Consider the following 25,151-nt stretch of genomic DNA (forward strand, 5'->3'; position numbering starts at 1 on the left):
CGGCGCTGCTGTCACGCCTTGGCGACGCGGCGGCCTCGGGTGGCGGCCGGGGGCCGCCAGGCGCGCAGGTCGTCGTCGGTCAGACCGTGCTCGCCCTGCTTCTGCTGGCGGTAGCCGGCGAAGAAGTCGGCCGGGGAGCCGCTGTAGAGCATGTCGAACTCGTCGTGCCACTGCTCCAGCCACGGCTGGAGCTCCAGCAGGCCCGCGAGGAACGGGGTGATCTCCTCGGTGGACAGCGCGGTGTTGGTGAAGTACGTGGCCAGCGCCTGGGCCTGCTCGCGGTGGTCCCAGCCCGCCCAGCCGTACAGCTCGGGGGTGGCGGCGTTGGTCTGGGCGTAGGAGATGAACCGCTCCTTGGGCACGTCCAGCTTGCCGCGCGCCTTCCAGTAGGAGGGGCGCAGGAAGTCGGCCGAGGTGTACTTCGGCGGGACGGGGATGGAGTCGCGGATCTTGCGCTTGGCGGGCTCGTCGGGTGCGGCGTCCTCCTGACGCTGGAGGTCCCACACGTGCTCCCAGTCGGCGCGCTTCTTCAGCCCGGAGGGCTTGTAGCGCAGCGCGGCCAGGAACGGCACATGCTCGCCGCTGATCAGCTCCGCCACCACCGTCGCCAGCTCCTTGCGGGGGGCGTAGAGCTTGGCGACGGCGGTGAAGTCCTCGTCCTGGGAGAGGGCGTCGGTGAGGCGGGCCAGGGTGAGGATGGTGGGCTGGCCGCTCTCGTCGAACCACAGCTCGCGGGCCTCCATCCGGTCCAGCAGCCACGAGCGCAGGGCCTTGTCCTGCATGGCGTCCCAGCCCTCGGTGGCCCACCGCCGCTTGTACTCCGGCCGCTCGATCATCCCGATCGCGCGGCTGGACTCGATGACGTCGATCCGCTTCTGCACGATCTCGCGGTAGGCGGCCGGCCAGTGAGCCGGAATCTCGGTGATCGGGGTGGAGCCGTGCCGCCGGAACCACTCGCCCGATGCTTCTCCGGCGGCCACCTTGCGGGCGAGCACGATCTCGAACGCTCGCTCACCGAGCGCGAGTTCGGGAATGTTGGGGTCGTCGGGGTCCTCGGAGACCCGCAGGTCCTCGGGGTGCAGGCCGTAGAGGGTGTAGACCTGCCAGTCCAGCTCCTCCTGCAATGCGATCATCCGCGCCCGGACGGACTCCCACCGCGCCCGCGCTTCCCGCAGCACACCGGCGGTGGGCACCGCCTGGGCGGCCACGGCCGTGGGGTTGGTGGCGGCAAGCCGCTGGGCGAGGCCGTCGAGGGTGGTGGCGAGGGTGGTGGGGTATTCGGCGGGGAGCGGGAACTCCTGAAGCTTAGTCCCGGTGAACTCGAAGAACCGCTCCCAATCCTGAGACTTGAAGCCCTCGTTTACTCCTTGGCTTCCCTTGTCATGACTCACCTGCTTGAGCCAAAAACCAGCCGTAGAGCTGTTGAGTAGCCCGAGCAGCCGCAGATGTTCCTCCTCGCTCATACCCTCTCGCAGCTTGATCACCGGAGCGGTTCGGTTGAATACTTTGCCGCCCCGATCCAGCACGAAGTGATTATGCGTGGATACGAAGGCAAAAGTGATCGTAAGAGGTGTCCGTAGCTTACTCGAATAAACTTCTTGCCACTCGTGCCATGCAGATCCCCGCTGAAGCATCGGAGTTCCGAAGCGGCGGCGCTTTGAGATGATTGACCAGTAAGGCTGTAGATAGCGCTGCGTTCCGGGGATGGTCGAAATTGGGATAACTTTGAAGTCTTCTGAGTACACCCAGGCCGCATCAAATGATGGCTCCGCAAGGAAGTCCCGGATTACATCACCAGTGACCATGGGGCGAGTTTTTTCAACCCGATTGCGAGCTGCGCTTCCATTGGGTGGGAGCAGGTACAGGTCATCCTCGCCGGTGACTGAAGAGATGCCCGCTTCGGAAGAAATTTCCTTGAGATGTCCCGCCGCATGTCGATCCAGGGAGTCGATCATCTCCTGGCCGCCGTCAGCCAACACCCATGGTTGCCTTCCGAAATACTTCTCGCGTGACAGGTCGTCCACTGATGCCCACTGACTCGTTGATCCAGGCTTATCGATTTGTTCGACGATCGACTGCCAGACCAACCCGTTTTGAGCATTCTCCGGTGCTGAAGGCTCTCCCTGCACGCTTCGGACCGTGCGAATCGCCGCTACACGCCCCTTTCCTGCGCGGCGCTTACCAACCAGGATCACGGTTGGCGTCCCGTGTCCGGGAATGTAGGCGCCAGAGGTGTCGATGACCTCGGTCAGTTCGACCTTGTGGGCGAAGTACTCCTCGATCAGTTTGGTGCCGAACTCGCGCTTCATGAAGGAGTTCGCGGTGATCTGGCCGACCATGCCGTAGCCGCCCCCATCGGGATCCCCGGTCTTGGCCAACTGGAAGAACCTCTCGGCGAACGGCACCGACAGCGCGTACTTCCCTGCGCAGGAGGCGTACAGCTCCCGATACAGCGCGTTGAGCTTCTTGTCCTTGACCGTGATGTAGGGCGGGTTGCCGACCACCACGTCGTAGCGGCCCGGCTCCAGAATGCCCGGGTGTTCGTGCACGTCCTCCGTGGCGTAGGAGAACTCCGCAAGCGGGTCGCCGGACTTCTCGCCGATCAGCGTGAGTTCGAGCTGCCGTTCCTTGATGAGGGAGTCGCCCACCGCCAGGTGGATCGGCCACTCGTACTTCGCCGCCTCCTCCAGTGTCCGTACACCGCTCGCCGCCATGGCGGCGATCAGCAGGCGGAAGCGGGCGATGGCGACCGCGAAGGGGTTGATGTCCACGCCGTGCACGGAATCCAGCGCGGCCCGGACCCGCTCGTGGACGTCCGTGCCCGGCCGCCGCTCGGCCCACAGGCGGACCATGCGGCGGAACGCGCCGAGCACGAAGTGCCCGGACCCGCAGGTCGGGTCGATCATCTTCAGTTCGCCGAAGCGGTCGCCCATCTCCCGCACGACCGGGTTCATGGTGCGGTCGAGGATGAACTCCTCCACGAACTCCGGCGTCTGGAGCAGCGCGTACGTCTTGCGCGCCGCCTCGCTGAGGTCCTGGTAGAGATCGCCCAGGAAGCGGGTGTCCCACCCTTCCGTGCCGTCCTCGCTCAGCGGGTCGGTGAAGTCGTGGACGAGGGTGCCGGTCTCGTCGCGCTCGCGCCAGAACTCGATCAGTTCGCGGGCGCCGTCGTGGGAGAGCGGGATCTGGTGGAGCGGGTTGCGCCGCTTGTCGAACAGGAGGCGGCCGGCCTGGCCCGAGCCGATGTCGGCGAACGCCTTCTCCAGCCAGCCCCGGTAGGTGGGGTCGGTGTCCGTCTCCACGTAGTGGTCGTAGCGGGCCTCGGCCAGCTCCCGCCGGTCGGCGTCCGGGCCCGTGACGTACGGCTCGGGGATGAGGCGGTTGTCCTCGCAGAACCGCACGAACACCGTGCCCAGCACCCACGCCACCGCGACCTGCGTGACCCGCTCGCCCAGCCACTGGCTCCAGGTGGCGCCCGTGCGGCCGATCCCGAAGGCCTGGTCGTACTCGTCCCGCAGTCTGCCCGCGACCGCCTGCGCCGCCCGTACCCGCTCCGCGCGCTCCCCGGGCAGCTCCGCCGCCCGCTCCTCCACCCAGGCCGCCCACTTGGGGGTGCCCTCGGGGTCGGCCTTCTTCTCCTTGCCGTACTCGGCGCGCAGCGGCCCAAGGACGGCCTCGCCGTCCCGCACCTGCCGGTCGAGATCCGCCTCGGCGGCCCTGACCTGCTTGATCAGGTCAGCCAGCAGTGCCTTGCGGTCGATCACGTGATCACGTCTCCCGTCGTGCCTGTCGCCCCCCGTGGGCGCCCCTCGCGTCCGTCGCGCCCGTCCCGCAAGCCGCGGCCGTCCGTCCGTGCGCACGGCGCGTGCGCCGGTTCCCCGCGGAACCGGCCAAAGGAGGACATGCGGCTTCGAAATCCCTGGCAGATCGTAGTCCCCGGCCGCCTGCCGGGAGGGGGAGTCGCGCGGATCACCCCGTTCCGCCGGGCTCGGCGGGCGGCCGCCGGGGGGCCTGGTCGCGCGCCTCCGTCCGGGGCGCGGGGGGCTGCCGGGGGACGTGGGGGCCGCCGGTCTCCGCCCGGCCGCGCCAGTAGGCGAGGTCGGCGCGGGTGGCGGCGATGCTGGGGTGCTGGGGGCCGAGGATCTGGAGCCGGTCGGCGAGGAGGTCGGTGAGCGCGGCCACGGCCGCCGCCGGATCCCCGGCCGCGCCGCGCCAGCGGGCCAGGTTGTGCCGGACGCCCAGGGTGCCGGGGTGGTCCGGGCCCAGCACCGTCAGGTAGTCGGTGAGGATCCCGGTGAAGGTCTCGACGGCTCCGGCGCGGTCGCCCGCCTTCCCCCGCAGGTGGGCCAGCTCGTGGCGGGTGGCGAGGGTGTCGGGGTGGTCGGGGCCGATGATGCGCAGGCGGTCGGTGAGCAGCTCGGCGAAAGCCGCCCCGGCGCCCGCGATGTCGCCCGACGCGCCCCGCCACCGGGCCAGTTCGTGCCGGGCGGCGAGGGTGCGGGGGTGGTCCGGGTCGAGGAGGCGCAGACAGTCGGCGAGTAGATCGGTGAAGGTGGCGATGGCCCCGGCGTGGTCGCCCGTCCTCCCCCGCAGGTGGGCCAGCTCGTGGCGGGTGGCGAGGGTGTCGGGGTGGTCGGGGCCGATGACGCGCAGGCGGTCGGTGAACAGTTCCGCGAAGGCCGTCCTGGCGCCGGTGGTGTCCCCGGCCGCGCCGCGCCAGCGGGCCAGGTTGTGCCGGACGCCCAGGGTGCCCGGATGGTCCGGGCCCAGCACCCTCAGATAGTCGGCGAGGACCCCGGTGAGCGCGGTCCGGGCGTACTCGATCTTTCCCGCCATGCCGTGCCAGTGGGCGAGCCGGTGCCGGGCGTTGAGGGTGTCGGGGTGGTCGGGGCCGAACCGGGCGCCCACGGAGTCGGCCAGGTGCTGGAAGTGGGCCAGGGCGGCGGCGACCTGGCCCGCACTGCCCAGACTGCGGCCGGAGCGGAAGAGCAGCGGATGGGTCTCGGGCCGGTACAGGGCCTCTTCCGCGTACCGGGCCAGGGCGTCGGTGTTGGCGCGCAGCGCCTGGGCGAGGGCGGTGTCGCGCTCCACCTCCGGCCAGGCGGCCATCAGCGCGTCGGCGGCGGTGCGGGCCAGGGCGTCGCGCCGCCCGGGGCCGAGGGAGTCGCGGGCGATGCGCTGGATGAGCTGGTGGACGCGGACCGCCCTGTGGGGGGTGCCGGGGGAGTGCTCGATCAGGCTCAGGCGGTGCAGGGCCCGCAGCGCGCCGACGGCCTCCTCGGCGGTGACCGTCCGGGTGGGCGGGGCGGGCCGGCCGGGCGGGCCGAACCGGTCCGGGGTGTGGCCGGCGGCCCGGTCGGCGAGGTGGGCGGCGAGATGGGACAGGGCGGGGCCGCAGGTCAGGACGGAGGCCGGGATGCCGTTGGGGTCGAGCATCGCGGCCAGGCGCAGCATGGGGCGGGCCAGGCCGTACGGGCGCAGCCGGTCGGCGCGGTCGGCCGACAGCGACCAGGCCGCGTCCAGCGGGGCGGCCTGGTCGTCGGGCAGGGCCCCGGCGTCGGGCAGGGCGTCGGCCAGGTCGCGGGCGCGGTCGGCCAGCAGGGCGCGGTAGGCGGCGCAGTCCAGACCGGAGTCGATCAGATAGGCGGCGGCCTGGGACAGGGCCAGCGGAAGGTACCCCAACTCGCCTGCCAGGGAGTCCAGTTCGTCCTCCGGCTCATGGCGCCCGCGGGCGGCCAGGGACGCGGCCAGGTACGCCCTGGCCTCCACCGGTCTGAACAGTCCGACCGGCACCAGGCGGCGGCCCGGCCCGGTCAGGGCCGCGTCCCGGCGGCGGGTGGTGACCAGGGTGCGGCCCAGCGGGCTCGCCGGCGGCCACAGGCCGCGCAGGTCGGCCGGGTCGGCCACGTCGTCCAGCACCACCATCCAGCGGCGCTGCTCCGGGCCGGGCCGGTGCTCCAGCCAGGCCAGGAACTCCCGCGCCGCAGTCTCGGGCAGATCCGGGTCGGAGTACAGGATCCCGGCGGCGGCCTGGGCGTAGGCGGCCACGACCGCCTCGCGCGTCGCGGCGGTGGCCCACACCAGCAGGTCCACGCCGCCCGCCGCCAGGACCCGGCGGGCGTGGTGGGCGGCGAGCTGGGTCTTGCCGACCCCGCCCATGCCGGACAGCACCTGGCACAGCACCGCCGTGCCGCCGCCGTCCAGCGCGCGCTCCAGCTCGCGCACGGCGGCGCGGTCCTGGAAGCAGTCCGCCTCCCTGGGCGGCACCCCGACCAGATGCGGCCAGGAGACGCCGGGGCGGGGGCGGGGATCGGAGTGGTAGTGGGTGTGGAGGCTGGCCCGGTCGATGTGCCCGGCGCCGATGCCGCCCGGGGCCTGGACGTACGCCTCGGCGGACAGAGGCGTGCCGTCCGCGCCCGGTCCGTTCAGCCCTGGGACGGACCGGGCGGCCGAGGGTGGACATGGGCACCGCCGTGGATCACCCCGCCGGCGACGCCGCCGTCCGCGCGGAGGTGGACGTCCCCGCCCACGGCCATCCCGTCCCGGCCGACGGAGGGGCCGGCGGGCGGGACGCCTGTGGGGCAGTGGCGCTCCAGCAGGGCGCGCAGCTCACGGGCGAGGCGGGCGCGCTCGTCGCCGTCCACGCTCTCCAGCAGGCTCTCGAAGCGGGCCTGCCAGGCCGCCTCCTGGCGGATGCGCACCGCCCCGGCCCCGGCGGCGCCGGGCTCCCCGCCCTGGTCCCGGCCCTCGCCCGGCTCCGGCCCGCCCGGCTCCAGCTCGGCGGCGGTGCGGTCCAGGCGCTCCAGCTCGGCGCGCTCGCGCCGCTCGTCGCCCCGGCCGAACCAGCGGGCCACCGCGTCCCGCACCGCCGTCCACGCCTCCGTGCCCGCGGCCTGCACCACCGCCGTGCCCCCGGCGGCGGCCAGCGCCGCCAAAGCCTGCTCCAGCATTCCCCGTCCCCCTTTTCGAAGCGTGACCCCCTCGTCACACGGTAGCGCCACCGGTCCCGCCGCGCCTCAGGGCCGAGGCGGGTCGGCGGGGGCGGGGAGGCACCGGGAGTCCTGCCCGAGGGGAGGGTCAGCGCGCCGCCCCGGAGTCGGCCCCGGAGCGGGCCAGCCAGTCCTGGAGCTCCCGGTGGCGGAACTGGTAGGCCAGCCCCTCCACTCGCATGAGCCCCGCCTCGCAGCACCAGTCGAGGAACGCGCCGAGCCGCGCCGGCAGCCGGCCGGCCATGGCCCACTTGAACGCCGCATAGCGGCGTCCGGCGCGCGCCGAGAGGCCCAGCACCGGGAGGAAGGCGAACAGGGCGCCGTACAGGAAGCCCGAGGAGGATTCCGTCAGATGAGCGAAGAGCGCCCCTGTGGACAGCGACACGGCGACCGCGGCCGCCAGTGCGCAGCGCAGCTCCGCACGCAGCGGGTCGCGCGGCCCGGTCAGCGCGGCCTGCGGATGGTCGGCCACCGGCCACACCGCGTTGAAGACCGGGAACGGGGCCAGGTAGCCGACCGCTATCGCCGTGTACAGGGCGGGCCGGTCGCGCAGCCCGTCCAGCAGGTACAGCCCCAGGCCGGCCGCGTAGAACAGCCCCAGGACTGCCAACCGCCAGTCCGCCGCCCGCCGCCAGTCCAGCCGGCGCGGCACCGGCTGGTGCAGGCTGCGCAGCATCACCACCTGCGGCCCCACCAGGAACAGGAAGAGCAGCACGATGACGGCGAGAAGACTGTCCGGGGGGATGACGAAGCCGAGCCGTTCGGCCACATTGATGGAGACGGCGAAGGGCAGTGACCACAGCGTCAGGTCCAAGACGGCGACCGTGCTCCTGCCCAGTGGCCACAGCCGGTGCAGGACGATGTCCGTCTTCGGGGCCGCCCCGCCCTCCGCGCGGGACTCCCGCCCCTCTCCCCGGCCGCCGTCGTCCAGATGGCGGGCGAGCAGGGCGAGCCACCGCTCGACCTTCGCCGGATCGCGGCGCGGCCCGGGACGCGCGTTGCGGGTCATGACCGCCGCGCGCACGTACAGACCGAGCAGATGGTCCGGCACCTCGTGGGGAGGCATCGACAGCAGCCCGGCGGGGGAGCGGACCAGGCGGTGGTCCTCGTCGCGCTCCTTGTAGACGGTGGTGAGCAGCGCCATCTTCCAGGGGGTGTCCAGTACGCGGGCCAGGCCGCGCGCCGAGCCGCTCCAGGTGAGCGCCCCGGCCACATCGCGCCACTCCCGCCGCCACCGCCCCGTCTCGTCCCGCAGACCGCTCGCGCTCAGGAACTCGAGCTGCCGGTGGCTGTCGAGCGGCTGGAGCGTGACGACCGCGGCGTGCTCGAGTCCCTCCCTCCGGCCGAGCCGGCCGTACTGCTCGGCCCGGCAGACCACCACCAGCCGTGCCCTGCCTCCGGGGAGGCCGTAGTCCCTGTTCAGGCGCCTGAGCGCGTCGAGCGCCCGGGAGTCGCGCGGCCGTGTGCCGGGCGGGTCCATCTCGTCCAGCCCGTCCAGGATCGGCAGGACGAGCCGGGCCCGCAGCAGCTCGTGCGCCACGGCCCGCGAGGGGGTGAGCCGGCGCTCGGCCAGGTGGTCCGCCAGCCAGTCGGTCAGGCCGCGCTCGGTGTTCCACGCGGACAGGGGCACGCGCACCGGGACGGGCCGCCCCTCCTGCCACCGGTCGAGCAGGTCCGTCATCAGCCTGATGGCGGCCGTGGTCTTGCCGGAGCCGGGGTCGCCTAGGATGACCAGGCGGTTGCGGTCGGCGGGCAGGTTCTCGAAGTACTCGGTCAGCGGCTCCGTCCTGTCGGTCCCCGGGTCGGCGGCGTCCCGGTAGGCGATGGGGACGAAGTCGCCGGGGCCGTCGAAGTGGCTCTGGGGCACGCTGCTGAGGGACAGGCCGACCCGGTGCCGGAAGTCGGACAGCAGGCGCTTGTGGTCCGGCTGCGAGGCGGCCAGGGACAGGCGTGCCAGGCGCAGGCCGTGCGCGGCCATGGCGGCACCGGCGACGGCGATCGCCAGACCGCCGATCTCGACCGGCGAGCCGCCGCGCAGCGGCGGGGCGTCCCGCAGGAGGACGACGGCGGCGACCAGCCCCCATAACAGGAGTGCCAGTGCCATCCACACGATGCCGCGGCGGGCGTGCTGCATTCTCCCCACGATTGAGGAAGTGTGCTGTGTGGCGGGGGAGTTGGCAAAGGGGCGGGGAGGAGCCGTACCGCGGCGGTCATTTCCGCCCGCCGCGCGGACGCGTACGCGGTGGAACGGGAAGGCGGCACCGGCCCGGCTCCGGGCCCGTGCGTCAGGCGGCGGTCCGCAGCGCGGCCGGGCGATACTCGGTCCATCGCTCAGTCCACCTGGTGACCGGATTGTGGGGCAGCCGTGGAAGCAGCTCGGCAGTACAACGTGCACGAAGCCAAGACACACCTCTCCCGGATCATCGAGCAGGTCGCCGCAGGCGAGGAGGTCGTGATCAGCAAAGCGGGGGAGCCGGTGGCCAAGGTGGTGCCCCTGCGGTCCAGGGTGAGGCGGACCGGCCGCGGTTCGCTCAAGGGTCTCGTCCACATCCCGGACGACTTCGACGAACTGCCCGACGACATCGCCGACGCCTTCGGGGCGCGCTGAAGTGACTCCTGCTCGACACCCATGTGGTCCTGTGGTGGCTGGACGACTCCCCCGAACTCTCCGGTGAGGTCAAGGACCTGCTCGACACGGAGCCCGCCGTGTACGTGAGCGCCGTGACACCATGGGAGATCTCGATCAAGCAGTCCATCGGCAAACTCGAAGGCCCGGCGGACCTGGCCGAGCGTGTACGCGACAGCCAGTTCACCGGCCTGCCGGTCACGGCCGGGCACGGGGTGCGGGCAGGCCGGCTCCCGGAGCACCACAGGGACCCCTTCGACCGGATGCTGGTCGCCCAGGCGCAGATCGAGGGCATGACCCTGATGACCCGCGACAAGTGGATCCCGCAGTACGACGTGCGGGTCATGTCCGTCTGAGACGTGAGGCGGACGCGGACGGGCGGGCCGCTCGCCCCGGCGTTCCCCGCCCCCGCGACGCGCGAGCCTCGCGTGGTGCCGCACCGCGTCACCATGGGCCGGTGCTCTCCGCTCGCCACCGGTTCCGGTGCGGGGTTCTCCGCGAAACGCGAACATCCCTTTCCGGCCGCCGAGTTGAGGGGAGAATGCGGCTGCCGTCGGGATTTCGCACGGGAATTGCGCGGTGTCGTGGTGAGTGTTCCGTTTCGCGGCTTCCGTTCCGCGATTCCCGGGTGCGGGAAGAGGGGGCGTACCGGCTCCGGGCCCGTGCGTCAGGCGGCGGTCCGCAGCGGGAAGGACGCCCGGATGGTCTTGCCCTCGCCCGGGCGGAGGGTGACGGTGACGTCGGTGGCCAGCTCGCGCACCAGCAGCCAGCCGAAGCCGCCGGGGACCGAGGGGTTTATCTGGACCGTCCTGGGCCGCCGGACGCTGGAGTCCGAGACCTCCACCAGCACACCGCCCTCCCGCGAGCTCAGGCGGAAGTCCGTCACCCCGCCGGCGTGGCGGACCGCGTTGGACACCAGCTCCGAGACCCCCAGCAGCACGGCGTCCACGTCCGCACTGGACGCGTTCGGCTCGGTCTCCCGGAGGAAGCCGCGTGTTATCTCCCGCGCCCGGTCCCCGGTCTGCGGTGAGCGGTTCGTCAATCGCTCCGGTGGGCGGCCTTCCCCGTGCATCGGTCCTCCTCGCTTTCAGAGCTGCTTTCCCAACTCCACTGCATCGTCTGCCCCCCGAATGCGCAGCCGAACACAATCGAATCCGGTGATCCGGATTCCTTCCGGGAAGGGGAGCGGAATGCCACGAAAGTATGCAACGACCAGTGGCATATGCGCGGCGAGAGCGGGCGGCCGGTGACCGACAGGCGCGAACGGGAACGAATCCGGGGGAACCCGCCGGAGGCCGGAAGGGGGATCCACCACCGCACGGCGGGGCGCGGGCGGGCGCCCGCCTACACTTGGCCCGGTGTTCGCCCCCCTCCACACCGACGACGAGCTGCGCGACGCGCTCGCCCGGCTCCTCGACGGACTGCCGCCCCGGCAGGCCGCCGCGGCCGTCGAGCGGCTGATCAGCGGCTACCGGGACGGCGCCGCCGGCGCCCCCGTCCTGCGCGACCGCGGCGACGTCGCCGCCTACGCCGCCTACCGGATGCCCGCCACCTTCGAGGCCGTCCGCGCCGCCCTGGACGCCCTGGCCGAGCGCGCCCCGGAGCTGGACCCGGCCACCCACCTGGACGTGGGCGGGGGGACGGGCGCGGCCGTGTGGGCCGCCGCCGCGGTCTGGGGCGACGGCGCGCAGCGGACCGGGGAGGCCCGGGCCACCACCGTGCTGGACCGCTCCGAGCCCGCCCTCGCCCTCGGCCGCGAGCTGGCCGCCGGCTCCGGCTCGGCCGCCCTGCGCGAGACCCGGTGGCGGCAGGAGCGCATCGGCGCCGCACCCGGGCTGGACGCGGCCGATCTCGTCACCGTCTCCTACGTACTGAACGAACTGCCCGAGGACGCCCGGGGCGCGCTGGTGGACGCCGCCGCCGCGGCGGCCCGGCGGGCGGTGGTGGTCGTCGAGCCCGGCACCCCGGACGGCTACCGGCGGATCATCGAGGCGCGCGGCCGGCTGATCGGCGCCGGACTGCGCGTCCTGGCCCCCTGCCCGCACAGCGGCGCCTGCCCGATAGAGCCCGGCTCGGACTGGTGCCACTTCGCCGCCCGCGTCAGCCGCTCCTCCCTCCACCGGCGGGTGAAGGGGGGCTCGCTGGCGTACGAGGACGAGAAGTTCTCCTACGTGGCCGCCGTCCGCCCCGGCGCGGACGGCGGAGAACCGGGCGGCGGCCAGGGCGGCGGCCAGGGCGGGACGCCCGCCGAGGCGCGGATCGTACGCAGGCCGCAGATCCGCAAGGGCCAGGTCCTGCTCGACCTGTGCACCGGGCCGGACGCCGAACGCGGCGGGCTGCGGCGCGAGACCGTCACCAAGCGCCGCGGGCCGGCGTACCGCGCCGCCCGGGACGCCCACTGGGGCGACACCTGGGACGACGGGCAGGACGACGGACGGGAGGACAGGCAGGACGGAGGGCGGGACGGCGGTCAGGGCGGGGCCGGGGACTGACGCCCCCGACTCCGGCCCCGACTCCGCCCCCGCCCCCGAACCGGCCGGCGGGCCGGATCAGCCGCGCAGCTCCGCCGTGCAGCACTTCACACTGCCGCCGCCCTTGAGCAGCTCCCCCAGATCGACGCCGACCGGCTCGTAACCGCGCTCGCGCAGCGGCCCGAACAGCCCCACCGCCGCCTGGGGCAGCAGTACGTGGTGCCCGTCGCTGACCGCGTTCAGGCCGAAGGCGCGGGCGTCGGCCTCCCCGGCGGTGATCGCGCCGGGGAAGAGCCGGGCCAGCACCGCCCGGCTGCCGGGCGAGAACGCCTGCGGGTAGTACATGACGGCGTCGTCGCGGGTGTCGTCCAGCACGCACAGCGCCGTGTCCAGGTGGTAGAAGCGCGGGTCCACCAGATCCAGGCCGATCACCGGACGGCCGAAGAACTCCTGCGCCTCCGGGTGGGACAGCGGACTGCTGCGGAAGCCCCGCCCGGCCAGCAGCCAGGAGGCGGTGACGGCGAAGTCCCCCTCGCCCTCGTTGACGTGCTCCGGCTCGCGCACCTCGGCGAAACCGTGCGCCCGGTACCACCGCCGGTGCACCGCGGCCTCCCGCGCCCGCTCCGGATGGGCGAAGCGGGCGCCCAGCACCCGGCCGTCCACGACGAGCGCGCCGTTGGCGGCGTACACCATGTCGGGCAGCTCCGGGTCGGGCACCAGCTCCTCGACGGTGTGGCCGAGCGAGCGGTAGGCGTCGCGCAGGGACTCCCACTGGGCCACGGCCAGCGGGAGGTCCACGGGCTTGGCGGGGTCCATCCACGGGTTGATGGAGTAGGTGACCGCGAAGTACGCCGGTGGGCACATCAGATAGCGGCGGGGTGTGTACACGAAAAGCTCCTCACAGGATCGCTGTGTGCCGGAGGTGTCGCGCTGTGTCAGCACATCGTCCACCCGGCCGGGCCCCCCTGTCCTGTCCGGGAGGAGGATTTCCGCTGTACGGAGCAGGACGGTCTCGCGGCGGGCCGGGCGGGCCGGGCGGACCGGGTGGGCCGGGTGGACCGGGCCGGCTGTGACCATCACGACCACCGTTCGATTACTCATCAAGGGCGCCGAAGGCGCAGGATGGAGAAGGCCGGGCGGGATCCGCGGATTCCGCCCGGCCGAAGGCGCTCGGTTTCGTACCCTCGAAACCCACGGCTCAGGTCGCGCGTGGGGCGGTACGCGATCTCCGCTCCCCTCCCGTGAGGAGAGGTTTCTTCAAGTCGGAGGTCGCTGCCCGGTCCGCCCCGACGCCCCGCGGGACCGGCCGAGCACCGCAAACCAGGGAAGCGATTCCCCCACAGGCCGAGGCCGGTGGTCCCAGCGCTAGGAGTCCGATGGAACGCGAAAGCAGATTCTCCCGGTGGCTGCGCCGACGCTCCCGCGGCGGTGCGCACGCGAGCGCCGCGCGGGAAGCGGTCCGCGTCCGGGAGGACCTGCTGCTGACGGCCGCCGCCGCCGGCTTCCCCCTGGCGCCGGCCGCGCACCCCGAGGGCTACGGCTGCTCCTGCGACCGCATCGGCTGCCCCACCCCCGGCCGGCACCCGGTCTCCTTCGCCTGGCAGACCCAGGCCACCACCGACCCCGAGCAGATCGCCCGCTGGGCCGCCGGCCAGCCGTCGGCCAACTTCATCACCGCCACCGGCCGCACCCACGACGTGCTGGACGTGCCCGTGGGCGCGGGGCGGGCCGCGCTGGAGCGGCTGGAGGCCGAGGGGATCGAGGTCGGGCCGGTGGCGGTGTGCGGCACCGGCCCCCGGACGGGACGGATGCTGTTCTTCACCGCCACCCGGGGCACCCCGGACGACGAGGACGAGTGGTGGCCGTGCGAGCTGGACTGCCACCCCGAGACCCTGGAGGACCATCCGGGCCTGCGGTGGCACTGCCGCGGCAGCTACGTGCTCGTACCCCCCGCCCGGCTGCCCGACGACGACTCCGACCCGGCGGTGGGCTGGCTGCGCGCCCCCGAGCGTCCGCTGCCCGACCCGCTGACGATGCTGGAGGCGCTGACGGACGCGTGCGCCACGCACGCGCAGGAGGAGCCGGACCACGCCGCCCCCTGGCCGGTGCGCTGACGCGCCGCCCCCTGGCCGGTGCGCTGACGCGCCGGGCCCGGGGCACGGGTCACCGCCGGGCCACCGGGCGCGCCGCCCGGGTCACTCGCCCTTGGCGCCCGTCAGGCGCTGGAGGCGGTAGACCAGCGTGACCTCCGGATCGGCGGCGTCGGCCGGAGGCACGGCCGCCGCCTGGAGGCCGAGACGGACGTACGTCACCGACTGCTGCGGCGTGCCCTCCATCAGGGCCTTGACGTAGGGGTCCTTGACCTGCGGCTTGTAGCCCTGGGGGACGGTCTGCCGCATCTGGTGGTGGGTGGTGAAGAACACCAGCGCCCCGCCGTCCCCGGTGCGCAGCCCCACCGGCGCGAACCGCGCGTCCCGGGCCGGGAGGTCGGCCCACTGGGTGCGGGCGCCCGGGTTCGCCGCCGTCTTCTTCCGCTCCTGGCGCAGGCCGCTGGTGGCCGGCCCGTCGGCGAAGGCGTCGCCGCCCTCGCGCAGATAGTCGGTGTACGCCCGGCCCAGGTCCTCCGGCGCGACGGCCAGCCGGGCCGACGCCCCGGCGGGGACGGCCTCGACGTGGCCCTCGCCGTCCTCGGCGAACTCCGGCACCGCGGAGGCGTCCAGCACCGACAGGTACGACGCCTTCCACTTCTCCTCGACGCCGTCGCGGGTGAAGACCAGCAGCCAGCGCTTGCCGGGGCTCTGGCTGGAGGCGGTGTCGGCGACGAAGAACTTCGGCCAGCCCGCCTGCCGCGGTATCAGGAAGCGGGCGTCGGTCAGTTCCAGGTCCCGGTGGTCGGGGTTGCCGTCCGGGTGGACGGCGCGGCGGGCCCGCAGCCCGGCCTGGTCGACGGCGCCCAGCGCGCCCGTCTCGATGGTGGCGTTCAGGGAGGCGTCGTGGGTGCGGTTGGCCTCGTTGTTGGTCTCGGTGAAGTGATCGAGGACCTTCGCCGCCTCCGCCTCGGTCACCGCCGGGACCACGGCCCTCTCGCCGTGCACCGTGACGCAGCCCGGCAGTACCGCCACAGCGGCCAGCGCCGCCGCGAACACCGCCGCACGCCTGAGCCCACGCGCCTTCGTCCGCACTCTCCTCGACCCCTCCCGGACCATCACGAGGCTTCTCCGGCCCGAACCCTACCGGTGCCACGCGGGGGCCGGGCGCCGGGCCGGGCCGAGGCGGGCCCGGCCCCGGGAAGCGGCCAACCCGGCCCCGCCCAGGGCCGGTTGGAGAGGGCGGGGCCGGGTGGCCGTCACACCCGCCCGGTCAGGACACCGCGCAGTCGGAGCCGTCGAGCGTGAACGCCTCCGGAGCGGTGTTGGAACCGTTCCAGGTGCCGGTGAAGCCGATGGTCACCGACTCGCCCGCCCGGATGCTCGCGGTGTACGAGGCGGGCTCGACGGTGACGGCCGCCCCGCTCCGGGTCGGGGTGCCGCCCCACATGTTGGTGATGGTCTGGCCGTCGGCGAACCGCCAGCCCAGCCTCCAGCCGTCGATCGTGGAGGCGCTGGTGTTGCGGACGGTCACCTCGCCCTGGAAGCCGCCCGGCCACTGGCCGACGATCCGGTAGCCCACCGAGCAGGAGACCGGCACGGGGTCGCCGCCCTCACGCGTGGTGACCTGCACCGTCGCCGAGCGCTGGGAGCGGTTGCCGGCCGCGTCCCGCGCGTACACGGCGAAGGTGTAGGAGGTGCCGGCCGCCAGACCGGTGATCTGCGCCGAGGTGCCGGCGACGCTGCGCACGGCCGTCTCAAAGGCGCCGTCGACGCGCACCACGTCGTAACCGGTCACCCCGGTGTCGTCGGTGGAGGCGCCCCAGGACAGGGTGACGCCGCTGGAGGACACGGCGGAGGCCACCGGGGCGCCGGGCCGGGTGGGGGCGGTGGTGTCGCCCGGGCCGCCGGAGCCGCCGTAGACGGTGGCCTCCCTCGCGGTCGCGGCGATGCCGTCCGGACCGTTGAACAGGCGCTCGCCCCAGCTCGTCATGGCGTCCGGGTCGAAGCCCTCGACCATGTCCAGGTACTCCACGCCGCCGCCGTTGCCGCTCCAGGACCAGCCCAGGTAGCCCAGGCCGAACTCCTCGGCGGTGGCCAGGATCGCGTCCTCGTCCGGGTTGCCGTCACTGTGGTCGTGCCCGAACTCGCCCACCACGATCGGCAGTCCGGCGCCGGTGAAGCGGCCCAGGTAGTCGCGCACCTCGGCGGCGGTGTCGAAGACGCCGTACATGTGGATGGAGAAGACCGTGTTGCGGTCGGGGTCGGCGGCGAAGACCGACTCGGCGTTGTCGCGCATGGTGAACGACCAGTCCTGGCCCCAGTTGGGGGCGTCGACCATCAGCGCGTGGTCGAAGCCGGCGTCGCGCAGCTTTCCGATGGCGCCCCTGGTGTCGTCGGCCCAGCTCTGGTAGCCGCTGTTGCCGTGCGGCTCGTTGCCGATGTTGACGACGATGTAGTCCTCCTGGCCCTCCAGCGCGCTCTTGACGCTGATCCAGTAGTCCGCCGCCCGGTCCAGGGAGGCCGCGCCGCTCTGCTCGCCGTAGCCGGTGGTGTCGTGCACCTCCAGCACGCAGATGAGGCGGTTGGCCCTGCACTCGGAGACGACGTTCGCCACGTCGGAGACGTCGTTGCGCGTCCAGCGGTCGCCGCTGCTGAGCACGACGCGCACGGTGTTGGCGCCCTTGGCCTTGATGTGGGACAGGGAGTCGAGTTCGCCGGTGAACCAGGTGTGGGCGTGGTTGACGCCCCGCATCACGAAGTCGTTCCCGTTGCCCTCCAGCAGGCGCCCGCCGCTGACGTGGAGGCCGGCGGCGGCAGTGCTCCCGGTGGTCCCGGACGCGGCCTGCGCGCTCTGGCCCAGGCCGGCCAGCGGCAGCAGTAATCCGAGCAGGGCACCCGAGACGGCGGCCCCGCGGGTGGTGCGTGGTCTCATCTGTCACTCCAGTGAACCGTATGGCTGACAACGATGTCAGACCGGCGGGAGGCGAGCGCCCGGCGGTCTGGTGTGGAAGCGCTCCCAACCAACCGCCGCCGCCGATGCCGCGTCAAGAGGTGTGACGTGAATCGGTTCCGGAGGCGTCAGGCGCTCAGCGGGAACTCCTCGCCCAGCTCGCGGAAGACGGCGGTGTTCAGCGCGAAGGCGCGGCGGCACTCCTCGGCGATCCGCTGCTTCTCCAGATCGTCCGCGGGCACCGCGTCCAGCGCCGCCCGGTACTCGCGCTTGAACGCGGCCGGGTTGTCGATGCCCTCGAAGACGTAGAAGCGCACACCGTCGCCCTTGCGGGCGAAACCCCAGGCCTTCTCGGCCTTCCCCCGGATGATCTGGCCACCGGACAGATCACCCAGATAACGGGTGTAGTGGTGCGCGACGTAACCGCCCGGCCACCGGCCGGCCAGCTCGGCGATCCGCCCGGCGTACGCGGCCGTCGCCGGCAGCGGGGCCAGCGACCCGCGCCAGCCCTCCCCGTCGTGCAGATGGGTCAGATCACGCTCCAGAGCGGCGGTGCGGGCCAGCTCGGGCCGCAGGAACGGTCCTGCCACCGGATCACCGGCCAGCCCCTCGGCCCCGTCCTCCAGGGCGCGGTAGACGAACCAGAGCTGCTCGGTGTAGCGCCGGTACGCCTCCACCCCCAGCCGGCCGCCCAGCAGGGCGCCCATGAACGCGGAACCCTCCGCCTCCGTGTGCTGCTGCCGAGAGGCCTCGCGGATGAGGACGGAGAACGGAGTCGTGGCGGACGCGACCAAGGCGGGCCTCCGGGGACCAGACGGCGTGAGAGGGCGGCGCCACGGGAGCACCGCCGGACCCGACCGATTCTCGCCGACCCGGCCCGCAAGTCAACGGCTTGCCGACAGCTTGTCGGAAAACAGTCAGGGCAGTGTCAGGATCTCCGCCCCCGAGCCGGTGACCACGAGCGTGTGCTCGAACTGCGCCGTCCGCTTCCGGTCCCTGGTCACCACCGTCCAGCCGTCCTCCCACATCTCCCACTCGTGGGTGCCCAGCGTCAGCATCGGCTCGATGGTGAACGTCATGCCCGGCTTCATCACCGTCGTCGCCCGCGGGTCGTCGTAGTGGGGGATGATCAGACCGGAGTGGAACGAGCTGTTGATGCCGTGCCCGGTGAAGTCGCGCACCACCCCGTAGCCGAAGCGCTTGGCGTACGACTCGATGACCCGGCCGATGACGTTGATCTGCCGGCCCGGCCGCACCGCCTTGATCGCGCGGTTCAGCGACTCGCGTGTCCGCTCCACCAGCAGCCGCGACTCCTCGTCCACGTCCCCGCACAGATAGGTGGCGTTGTTGTCGCCGTGCACACCGTGGATGTACGCCGTCACGTCCAGGTTCACGATGTCCCCGTCCCGCAGGACGGTGGAGTCCGGAATCCCGTGGCAGATGACCTCGTTGACCGAGGTGCACAGCGACTTGGGGAACTTCCGGTATCCCAGCGTCGAGGGGTAGGCCCCGTGGTCGCACAGGTACTCGTGCGCGACCTCGTCCAGCTTGTCGGTGGTCACGCCGGGAGCGATGTGCTTGGCGGCCTCCGCCATGGCGCGGGCGGCGATCCGCCCCGCGATCCGCATCTTCTCGACCGTCTCGGAATCCTGCACCTCGGGGCCGGTGTACGGCGTCGGGGCGTCCTTGCCCACGTACTCCGGGCGGGGGATCGAAGCGGGCACGCCGCGGTGCGGGGAGACGGTGCCGGGAACGAGAAGCGACTGGCCAGACATGTGCGCGAGTCTAACCGTGATAGGCGGCGCCCCGGCAGGGCAGCATGAACCACATGGCACTCTTCAAGCGCAAGGCGACAGGCAAGTCCGGCGAGTGGTTCTACTGCCTCGCACACCACACGGTCGAGGAGGGCCCCGAGTGCCCGGCCAAGGACCGCCTGGGCCCGTACCCGTCGCGCGCCGAGGCCGAACAGGCGATGGACACGGCCCGCGAGCGCAACGAACGGTGGGAGAACGATCCGCGCTGGAACGAACCCGCCCCGCGGGACGAGACCGAGTGAGCGCCGCCCGGCGCCGCGCCCGGCCACCGGCGTGACCGCCACCACGCGCCGTACCGGCCGCACGTCCGCAGCCGAGGCCCGCACCACCACGGACCCGCACCCGGGCGACGGCGGGAGGGGACGGGGAGGGGCGGACGTTCCGGACACTCAAGCGTGATTTGCGGTCAATGGGCGCCCCACCCGACGGTGCACGGCAACGACCGTAAATCATGCCGTCCGGAATGTTCGCCCCGGACCGGCCCCGGCCCCCGTACGCACCCGGCCCCACCGCGCCCCGCGCCCCGTCCCCCACCGCACCCGGCCCGGTGCACGCTCAGATGTCGGTGAGCCGCACCCCCGCGTGCGCCTTGTACCGCCGGTTGACCGAGATCAGGTTGGCGACCAGCGACTCCACCTGGTGCGCGTTGCGCAGCCGGCCGGCGAACACGCCGCGCATCCCCGGGATGCGCCCCGCCAGCGCCTGGACGATCTCGCAGTCGGCCCGCACCTCCCCGAGCACCATCACGTCGGTCTCGATCTCCTCGATCTCCGGGTCCCGGAGCAGGACGGCCGACAGGTGGTGGAAGGCCGCGGTCACCCGCGAGTCCGGCAGCAGGGCGGCGGCCTGCTCCGCGGCGCTGCCCTCCTCCGGCTTCAGCGCGTAGGCGCCCTTCTTGTCGAAGCCGAGCGGGTTGACGCAGTCCACGACGAGCTTGCCCGCCAGCTCCTCGCGCAGGCTCTCCAGGGTGGCGGCGTGCCCCTCCCACGGCACCGCGACGATCACCACGTCGCTGCGGCGTGCGCACTCGGCGTTGTCGGCGCCCTCCACGCCCAGGCCCAGCTCCCCGGCCGCGGCCCGCGCGCGCTCGGCGGTCCGCGAACCGAGGATCACCTTCTGGCCGGCCCGGGCCAGCCGGTACGCCAGGCCGCGGCCCTGGTCGCCGGTGCCGCCCAGCACGCCGACCACCAGGCCGGAGACGTCCGGCAGTTCCCAGGGGTCCTTGGCGGGGGCCTTCTTCGGGGCGTCTGCGGAAGCATCGTTCGAGGTCATGGTCCGATCCTGCCAGGGTTTGCGGGGTGCGGTGCGGTGGGGGCCGGGGTGTGGTGGGGCCGGGTGCGTGCGGGGGCCGGGGCCGGTCCGGGGCGAACATTCCGGACGGTATGATTTACGGCCGTTGCCGTGCACCGTTATATGAAGCACTCATTGGCCGCAAATAACTCCCCTGGCCTCCGGCATGGGGGACCCCAGAGTGTCCGGAACGTCCGCCCCTCCCCGTCCCCTCCCGCCGTCGCCCGGGTACGGGTCCGTGGCTGCTGCGGGCCGGGCGCGGGGCGGCACCGGCCCGTCGCCCGGCTGCGGGTCCGTGGTGGTGCGGGCTGGGTCGGTACCGGCCCGTTGTCCGCGGTGCGAGCGGGTAGGGGCCCGTGCCCCGGCTGCGGGCGTGTGGCCGGTGCGGCGGGTGGTGCCCGGTCACGTCGGTGGGTCGGCGCGGTGGTGGGTTCCGCCGGTGGGCGGGCGCCCCCGGAGCGGGGGGTGTGGGGGCGGATGGGGGACAATGGGGACCGTCGTAACGCCGCAACCCCCAGGAGCCCGACCCCATGGCCCCCTCGTCCCCGACCCGACGACTCCCCCTGTTCGCCCTGGTCGTCTGCGGCCTCGCCGTCGTCGCGGCGGTGGTGTCCTTCGCGCGGGGGGCCTGGCCGGTGGGGATCGTCTGGGTCCTGCTGGCCGGACTGTCCTCCAACATGGCCTGGTACTACGTGCGCCGCGCCAGGCTGGAGCGGGCCTCGGCCGAGGCGAACGGCGTCAGTGGGGGATGAAGACGTCCTGGGGCTCGCCCTCCCAGAAGCGGAAGTACCGCAGCCCGTAGGCGACCTCCTGCCAGGAGACCCCCAGAGCCCCCATCACGGCGTCGACGCCGTTCCAGAAGACGGCGTTGACCTCCGGGATCCACAGGCAGGCGAAGACCGCGAGGAGACCGAAGGGCGCGAAGGGCTCCACCTGGCGGCGGGCCCTGGGCGAGAGCCACGGTTCGATGACGCCGTAGCCGTCCAGGCCGGGGACGGGCAGGAAGTTGAGGATCGCGGCCGTGACCTGGAGCATCGCCAGGAAGGCCAGTGCGCAGCGGAACGCGATCGGCGCGTCGTCCAGCAGGCCCAGCAGGAAGGGCGTGACCAGGACGAGGGCGAGGACGGCGTTGACCAGAGGGCCGGCCGCCGAGATCAGGCTGTGTCTGAGCCGGCCGCGGATGCGGTGGCGCTCGATGAACACCGCGCCGCCGGGGAGGCCGATGCCGCCCATGATCACGAAGACCACGGGCAGGACGATGCTCAGCAGGGCGTGGGTGTACTTGAGGGGGTTGAGGGTGAGGTAGCCCTTGGCCCCGACGGATATGTCGCCGCCGTGCAGCGCGGTGCGCGCGTGCGCGTACTCGTGCAGGCACAGGGAGACGATCCAGGCCGAGACGACGAAGAGGAACACCGCGAAACCGGTGCTCGCCGCGTAGCCCGCCCACACGCCCCAGGCCGACACCCCCATGACGGTGACGAGCCCCAGGAACACGGGGCTGACCTGTCTGTTCATGGGGCCAGACCGTACCCGGGGCGGTCGCCGGGGCACGAGCCGGGGCCCGTGCCCCGGCCGGCCTACCGGGCGCCGATGTCGATCGTGCGCCGCTTGCCCTGGGGCGACTTCGGGATGCGTACGGTGAGGACCCCGTCGGCCAGGTCGGCCGAGACCGCGTCCTCGTCGATGTCGTGGGGGACCATGGTGCGGTAGGAGAACCGGCCGGTGCGGCGGCTGAGCACCTTCCCGTGGTGCTCCTCCTCGAGCTCGCCGGTGATGTGCAGCTCGTTGGCGTCCAGCTCCACCGAGACGTTCTCGCGCGGGATGCCGGGCAGCTCGGCCCGCACCAGATAGGCGTCCTCGGTCTCCTCCTCCTCGACCAGCGGCACCCAGGGCCGCTCGCCGGTGGGCGTGGTGCCCTGCTGGAAGAACCGGCCGACCTCGGACCACAGGTTCTCGAACTCGCCGCGCGGGTCGAGCCGGCCCCAGCCCGGCTGCTGCGAGCCCTCTCCGCGCCGTACTGGCATCTTCACGGGAGTGCCTCCCTCCTCGTGGCCTGTCCGTGCGCCGTGGCGGGTATCCGGGCGCGGGCGAACGTAACGGGCGGCCCGCCGACGGGCCGGGGAAGGCCGTCGGCGGGCCGCCGCGGGAGGACCGGTGGCGGCCGGTGGGGGAGGGCCGGCCGCCGCCGGTCAGTGGAAGGTGTGCTCCTCGGCGGGGAAGGCGGAGCCGACCACGTCCTGGGCGAACTCGCGCGCCGCGTCGCCGAGCGTCTCGCGCAGCCGCGCGTACTGCTTGACGAAGCGCGGCATACGGCCCGGCGTCATGCCCGCCATGTCCGTCCAGACCAGCACCTGGGCGTCGCAGTCCGCGCCGGCGCCGATGCCGATGGTCGGGATGCTCAGGGAGCGGGTGACCTCGGCGGCCAGCTCGGCCGGCACCATCTCCATGACGAGGGCGAAGGCGCCGGCGTCCTGGGCGGCCTTGGCGTCGCGCAGGAGCTGGTGGGCGGCCTCGTCGCCGCGGCCCTGGACGTAGTAGCCACCCAGCGCGTTGACCGACTGCGGGGTCAGGCCCAGGTGGGACATCACGGGGATGCCGGACCGCACGAGCAGTTCGGTCTGGGCCAGCGAGCGCTCGCCGCCCTCCAGCTTCACCGCCCCGGCGCCGGCCTCCTTCACCAGGCGGGTGGCGTTGCGCAGGGCCTGGACGGGGCCCTCCTGGTACGAGCCGAAGGGGAGGTCGGCGACGACCATCGCCCGCCGGGTGCCGCGTACGACGGCGGCGGACATCATGGCCATCTGCTCCATGGTGACGGGCACCGTGGAGTCGTAGCCGAGGTGGCAGTTGCCCGCCGAGTCCCCGACGAGCAGGACGGGGATGCCCGCCTCGTCGAAGACGGACGCGGTCATCGCGTCGTACGCGGTGAGCATGGGCCACTTCTCGCCGCGCCCCTTGGCGGCGGCCAGGTCCCTCACGGTGATGCGTCGCTGCTGCGTTCCGCCGTACAGCGCCTTGCTGCTGTCGGCCGCCTGCTGGGCATGCGTCATTGCGCCGGCTCCTGTGTTCGTCGTCTCGAGGCGCCCTCACGGCGTCCCCGGATCCGTGTCCATGGTGGCACTGCCACCGGGTGGGAGGGAAGGGGGACCGCCTGTGGTGCGACACGGGGGAGCGCGTGGCGGCACGAGGCGGGTCGGCGCCTTGAATGTCCTAATCTGTGGCGATGAGTGCAGTCGGTTCCGAAGCGCCGCCGTGTCCGACGGTCCCGGAGGCCGCGCATCGCAGGCGCTGGGTGATCCTGGCCGTCCTGATGCTCAGCCTGCTGATCGTCGTACTGGACAACTCGATCCTCAACGTCGCGATGAAGACCATCGCGACCCCGCCCCCCACCGGCCTCGGCGCCACCCACAGCCAGCTGGAATGGGCGGTGAACTCCTACACGCTCGTCTTCGCGGGACTGCTGTTCACCTCAGGTCTGCTCGCGGACCGCTACGGGCGCAAACGGGTGCTGCTGGCGGGCCTGGTGCTGTTCGGCGTCGGTTCGGTGCTGGCCGGACTGTCCGCTTCGCCCGGCGAACTGATCGCCCACCGCGCGCTGATGGGAGTCGGCGGCGCCCTGGTGATGCCCTCCACGCTCGCCGTCCTGATGAACGTCTTCGAACGCGAGGAGCAGCCCAGGGCCATGGGGATCTGGACCGGGGGCGTCGGCGTGGCCATCGCCGTGGGGCCGGCCACCGGCGGCCTGCTGCTGGAGCACTTCTGGTGGGGCTCGGTCTTCATGGTCAACGTGCCCATCGTGATCGCCGCGCTGATCGCGATGGCCGTGCTCGTCCCCGACTCCAGGGACCCCGCCCCCGGCCGCCCCGACGTCCCCGGCGTGCTGCTGTCGGTCGCCGGCCTGGTGCTGCTGGTGTACGGCATCATCAAGGGCGGGCAGCTCGCCGACTTCACCGACCCGGAGGTGCTGCTCACGGTGGGCGGCGGTCTGGCCGTCCTGGTCGGCTTCGTGCTCCACGAGAGGCGCAGCCGGCACCCGGCCCTGGACGTGCGGTACTTCCGCGAGCCGGCCTTCTCGGCCGCCGTCACCGCCGTGGCGCTGGTGTTCTTCGCGCTGATGGGCGTGACGTTCTTCATGGTCTTCTACACCCAGAGCGTGCGCGGCTACACCCCCTTCCAGACCGGCCTGTTGCTGCTTCCGCTCGCCGCCTCGCAGCTGTTCTTCGCCTCCCGGGCCGAGCTGGCCGTGAAGCGCTTCGGCGCCCGGGCCACCTGCACGGCCGGCCTGCTGGCGGTCGCCGCGACCATGGCGGCGTTCGTGCTGCTCGGCACCGACACCCCGATCTGGGTCCTGGAGGTCCTCTTCGTCGTCCAGGGCGCCGGGATGGCGCACGTCACGCCGCCCGTCACGGTCGCGATCATGCAGGCGCTGCCGCGTGAGAAGGCCGGTTCCGGATCGGCGGTCAACAACATCTTCCGGCAGGTCGGCGGCGCGCTGGGCGTCGCCGTGCTCGGCTCGCTGCTGTCGGCGTCCTACCGGGGCTGGGTCGACGGCGAACTGGCCGGGGTGCCGGGCCTGTCGGAGGGCGCCCGGCGCGCGGCGGGCGAGTCCATCGAGGCCACCCGGGCGCTGGCCGAGCGGATGGGCCCGGCGGGACGGACGCTGGCAGAGCGGGCCGACGAGGCGTTCGTCCACGCCATGCACGTCACGGTCGCGGCCTCCGCCGCCGTCGCCCTGGCCGGTGCGGTCGTCGTCGCGTGGTTCATGCCGGGCAGGCCGGAGGCGTCAAAGGGGGAGGGCGAGCGGGAGCCGGGACGGTTGCCCGAGGGGTCGGCCGAGCAGGCGGTGGACGGGGTGCCGGAGGGGGCGCTGGACGGTGCCCGGACGCGCGGCTGAGGGTGGGGGCGGGGGTAGGGGTGCCGAGGG

Annotated in this window: 21 protein-coding genes; 7 read left to right on the top strand and 14 right to left on the bottom strand. The window is 73.1% G+C overall.

Annotated features, from left to right (window positions below):
- Positions 1 to 11 precede the first annotated feature (11 nt).
- From pglX to ACW69E_RS11190, 4 genes are all read right to left on the bottom strand, one after another.
- A complete protein-coding gene (gene pglX / locus ACW69E_RS11175; RefSeq protein ID WP_457498015.1) occupies positions 12 to 3,764 on the bottom strand; it encodes a BREX-2 system adenine-specific DNA-methyltransferase PglX in 3,753 nt (1,250 codons plus the stop codon).
- 205 nt (positions 3,765 to 3,969) lie between these two features.
- Positions 3,970 to 6,267, bottom strand: a complete 2,298-nt coding sequence (locus ACW69E_RS11180) for a tetratricopeptide repeat protein (RefSeq protein WP_457498016.1) — start codon at positions 6,265 to 6,267, stop codon at positions 3,970 to 3,972.
- 158 nt (positions 6,268 to 6,425) lie between these two features.
- The gene (locus tag ACW69E_RS11185; protein WP_457498017.1) at positions 6,426 to 6,950 is read right to left on the bottom strand and encodes a hypothetical protein; all 525 of its coding nucleotides are present in this window, start codon (positions 6,948 to 6,950) and stop codon (positions 6,426 to 6,428) included.
- A 127-nt stretch (positions 6,951 to 7,077) separates the two neighbouring features.
- On the bottom strand, positions 7,078 to 9,123 hold the full coding sequence (locus ACW69E_RS11190) for an NACHT domain-containing protein (RefSeq protein WP_457498018.1): 2,046 nt from the start codon (positions 9,121 to 9,123) through the stop codon (positions 7,078 to 7,080).
- A 231-nt stretch (positions 9,124 to 9,354) separates the two neighbouring features.
- Here ACW69E_RS11190 and ACW69E_RS11195 point away from each other — a divergent pair, with 231 nt between their 5' ends.
- Positions 9,355 to 9,597 carry a type II toxin-antitoxin system Phd/YefM family antitoxin gene (locus ACW69E_RS11195; RefSeq protein ID WP_457498019.1) on the top strand — a complete coding sequence of 81 codons (243 nt, stop codon included), beginning with the start codon at positions 9,355 to 9,357 and terminating at the stop codon, positions 9,595 to 9,597.
- 8 nt (positions 9,598 to 9,605) lie between these two features.
- A complete protein-coding gene (locus ACW69E_RS11200; protein ID WP_457498144.1) occupies positions 9,606 to 9,971 on the top strand; it encodes a type II toxin-antitoxin system VapC family toxin in 366 nt (121 codons plus the stop codon).
- 311 nt (positions 9,972 to 10,282) lie between these two features.
- On the opposite strand, the gene ACW69E_RS11205 is transcribed toward ACW69E_RS11200, so the two are convergent.
- Complete coding sequence (locus tag ACW69E_RS11205) at positions 10,283 to 10,657, bottom strand: ATP-binding protein (protein ID WP_457498020.1); 375 nt, start codon at positions 10,655 to 10,657, stop codon at positions 10,283 to 10,285.
- Between the two features lie 316 nt (positions 10,658 to 10,973).
- On the opposite strand from ACW69E_RS11205, the gene ACW69E_RS11210 reads away from it, so the two are divergent.
- Positions 10,974 to 12,107, top strand: coding sequence for a small ribosomal subunit Rsm22 family protein (locus ACW69E_RS11210; protein WP_457498021.1), 1,134 nt, complete (start codon positions 10,974 to 10,976; stop codon positions 12,105 to 12,107).
- A 57-nt stretch (positions 12,108 to 12,164) separates the two neighbouring features.
- Here ACW69E_RS11210 and ddaH read toward each other — a convergent pair whose 3' ends face one another.
- Entirely contained in the window at positions 12,165 to 12,974 is an 810-nt protein-coding gene (gene ddaH / locus ACW69E_RS11215) for a dimethylargininase (RefSeq protein WP_457498022.1), read from the bottom strand.
- A 488-nt stretch (positions 12,975 to 13,462) separates the two neighbouring features.
- On the opposite strand from ddaH, the gene ACW69E_RS11220 reads away from it, so the two are divergent.
- Positions 13,463 to 14,200 (top strand): bifunctional DNA primase/polymerase, encoded by a 738-nt coding sequence (locus tag ACW69E_RS11220; protein ID WP_457498023.1) that lies wholly within the window; start codon positions 13,463 to 13,465, stop codon positions 14,198 to 14,200.
- Between the two features lie 81 nt (positions 14,201 to 14,281).
- Here ACW69E_RS11220 and ACW69E_RS11225 read toward each other — a convergent pair whose 3' ends face one another.
- The 4 genes from ACW69E_RS11225 to map form a co-directional block, all read right to left on the bottom strand.
- Entirely contained in the window at positions 14,282 to 15,268 is a 987-nt protein-coding gene (locus ACW69E_RS11225) for a hypothetical protein (RefSeq protein ID WP_457498024.1), read from the bottom strand.
- Between the two features lie 178 nt (positions 15,269 to 15,446).
- Positions 15,447 to 17,108, bottom strand: a complete 1,662-nt coding sequence (locus ACW69E_RS11230) for a cellulase family glycosylhydrolase (RefSeq protein ID WP_457498025.1) — start codon at positions 17,106 to 17,108, stop codon at positions 15,447 to 15,449.
- Positions 17,109 to 17,254: 146 nt separating this feature from the next.
- Complete coding sequence (locus ACW69E_RS11235; protein WP_457498026.1) at positions 17,255 to 17,920, bottom strand: biliverdin-producing heme oxygenase; 666 nt, start codon at positions 17,918 to 17,920, stop codon at positions 17,255 to 17,257.
- Positions 17,921 to 18,043: 123 nt separating this feature from the next.
- A complete protein-coding gene (gene map / locus ACW69E_RS11240; protein WP_457498027.1) occupies positions 18,044 to 18,901 on the bottom strand; it encodes a type I methionyl aminopeptidase in 858 nt (285 codons plus the stop codon).
- A gap of 53 nt (positions 18,902 to 18,954) precedes the next feature.
- Between map and ACW69E_RS11245 the strand changes: the two genes are divergently transcribed.
- The gene (locus ACW69E_RS11245) at positions 18,955 to 19,182 is read left to right on the top strand and encodes a hypothetical protein (RefSeq protein WP_457498028.1); all 228 of its coding nucleotides are present in this window, start codon (positions 18,955 to 18,957) and stop codon (positions 19,180 to 19,182) included.
- 313 nt (positions 19,183 to 19,495) lie between these two features.
- Here the strand turns inward: ACW69E_RS11245 and npdG are convergent, their stop codons facing one another.
- Positions 19,496 to 20,212, bottom strand: a complete 717-nt coding sequence (gene npdG / locus ACW69E_RS11250) for an NADPH-dependent F420 reductase (protein ID WP_457498029.1) — start codon at positions 20,210 to 20,212, stop codon at positions 19,496 to 19,498.
- A gap of 548 nt (positions 20,213 to 20,760) precedes the next feature.
- Between npdG and ACW69E_RS11255 the strand changes: the two genes are divergently transcribed.
- A complete protein-coding gene (locus tag ACW69E_RS11255; RefSeq protein WP_457498030.1) occupies positions 20,761 to 20,982 on the top strand; it encodes a hypothetical protein in 222 nt (73 codons plus the stop codon).
- On the opposite strand, the gene ACW69E_RS11260 is transcribed toward ACW69E_RS11255, so the two are convergent.
- From ACW69E_RS11260 to panB, 3 genes are all read right to left on the bottom strand, one after another.
- A complete protein-coding gene (locus ACW69E_RS11260; RefSeq protein ID WP_457498031.1) occupies positions 20,969 to 21,745 on the bottom strand; it encodes a site-2 protease family protein in 777 nt (258 codons plus the stop codon). The genes ACW69E_RS11255 and ACW69E_RS11260 overlap by 14 nt on opposite strands.
- A 62-nt stretch (positions 21,746 to 21,807) precedes the next feature.
- Positions 21,808 to 22,254 carry an Hsp20/alpha crystallin family protein gene (locus ACW69E_RS11265; RefSeq protein WP_457498145.1) on the bottom strand — a complete coding sequence of 149 codons (447 nt, stop codon included), beginning with the start codon at positions 22,252 to 22,254 and terminating at the stop codon, positions 21,808 to 21,810.
- Positions 22,255 to 22,419: 165 nt separating this feature from the next.
- On the bottom strand, positions 22,420 to 23,277 hold the full coding sequence (gene panB, locus ACW69E_RS11270; RefSeq protein ID WP_457498032.1) for a 3-methyl-2-oxobutanoate hydroxymethyltransferase: 858 nt from the start codon (positions 23,275 to 23,277) through the stop codon (positions 22,420 to 22,422).
- A 173-nt stretch (positions 23,278 to 23,450) separates the two neighbouring features.
- On the opposite strand from panB, the gene ACW69E_RS11275 reads away from it, so the two are divergent.
- Positions 23,451 to 25,121, top strand: coding sequence for an MFS transporter (locus ACW69E_RS11275; RefSeq protein ID WP_457498033.1), 1,671 nt, complete (start codon positions 23,451 to 23,453; stop codon positions 25,119 to 25,121).
- Positions 25,122 to 25,151: the final 30 nt, after the last annotated feature.

It is taken from the genome of Streptomyces sp. SS8, from assembly GCF_054072955.1.

What these genes read in the sequence shown, in the direction of transcription:
- ACW69E_RS11185 (WP_457498017.1), bottom strand. Translation starts at nt 6,950, where the DNA reads ATGCTGGAGCAGGCTTTGGCGGCGCTGGCCGCCGCCGGGGGCACGGCG.
- ACW69E_RS11190 (WP_457498018.1), bottom strand. Translation starts at nt 9,123, where the DNA reads ATGCAGCACGCCCGCCGCGGCATCGTGTGGATGGCACTGGCACTCCTG.
- ACW69E_RS11220 (WP_457498023.1), top strand. Translation starts at nt 13,463, where the DNA reads ATGGAACGCGAAAGCAGATTCTCCCGGTGGCTGCGCCGACGCTCCCGC.
- ACW69E_RS11230 (WP_457498025.1), bottom strand. Translation starts at nt 17,108, where the DNA reads ATGAGACCACGCACCACCCGCGGGGCCGCCGTCTCGGGTGCCCTGCTC.
- map (WP_457498027.1), bottom strand. Translation starts at nt 18,901, where the DNA reads ATGTCTGGCCAGTCGCTTCTCGTTCCCGGCACCGTCTCCCCGCACCGC.
- ACW69E_RS11245 (WP_457498028.1), top strand. Translation starts at nt 18,955, where the DNA reads ATGGCACTCTTCAAGCGCAAGGCGACAGGCAAGTCCGGCGAGTGGTTC.
- npdG (WP_457498029.1), bottom strand. Translation starts at nt 20,212, where the DNA reads ATGACCTCGAACGATGCTTCCGCAGACGCCCCGAAGAAGGCCCCCGCC.
- ACW69E_RS11255 (WP_457498030.1), top strand. Translation starts at nt 20,761, where the DNA reads ATGGCCCCCTCGTCCCCGACCCGACGACTCCCCCTGTTCGCCCTGGTC.
- ACW69E_RS11260 (WP_457498031.1), bottom strand. Translation starts at nt 21,745, where the DNA reads ATGAACAGACAGGTCAGCCCCGTGTTCCTGGGGCTCGTCACCGTCATG.
- ACW69E_RS11265 (WP_457498145.1), bottom strand. Translation starts at nt 22,254, where the DNA reads ATGCCAGTACGGCGCGGAGAGGGCTCGCAGCAGCCGGGCTGGGGCCGG.
- panB (WP_457498032.1), bottom strand. Translation starts at nt 23,277, where the DNA reads ATGACGCATGCCCAGCAGGCGGCCGACAGCAGCAAGGCGCTGTACGGC.
- ACW69E_RS11275 (WP_457498033.1), top strand. Translation starts at nt 23,451, where the DNA reads ATGAGTGCAGTCGGTTCCGAAGCGCCGCCGTGTCCGACGGTCCCGGAG.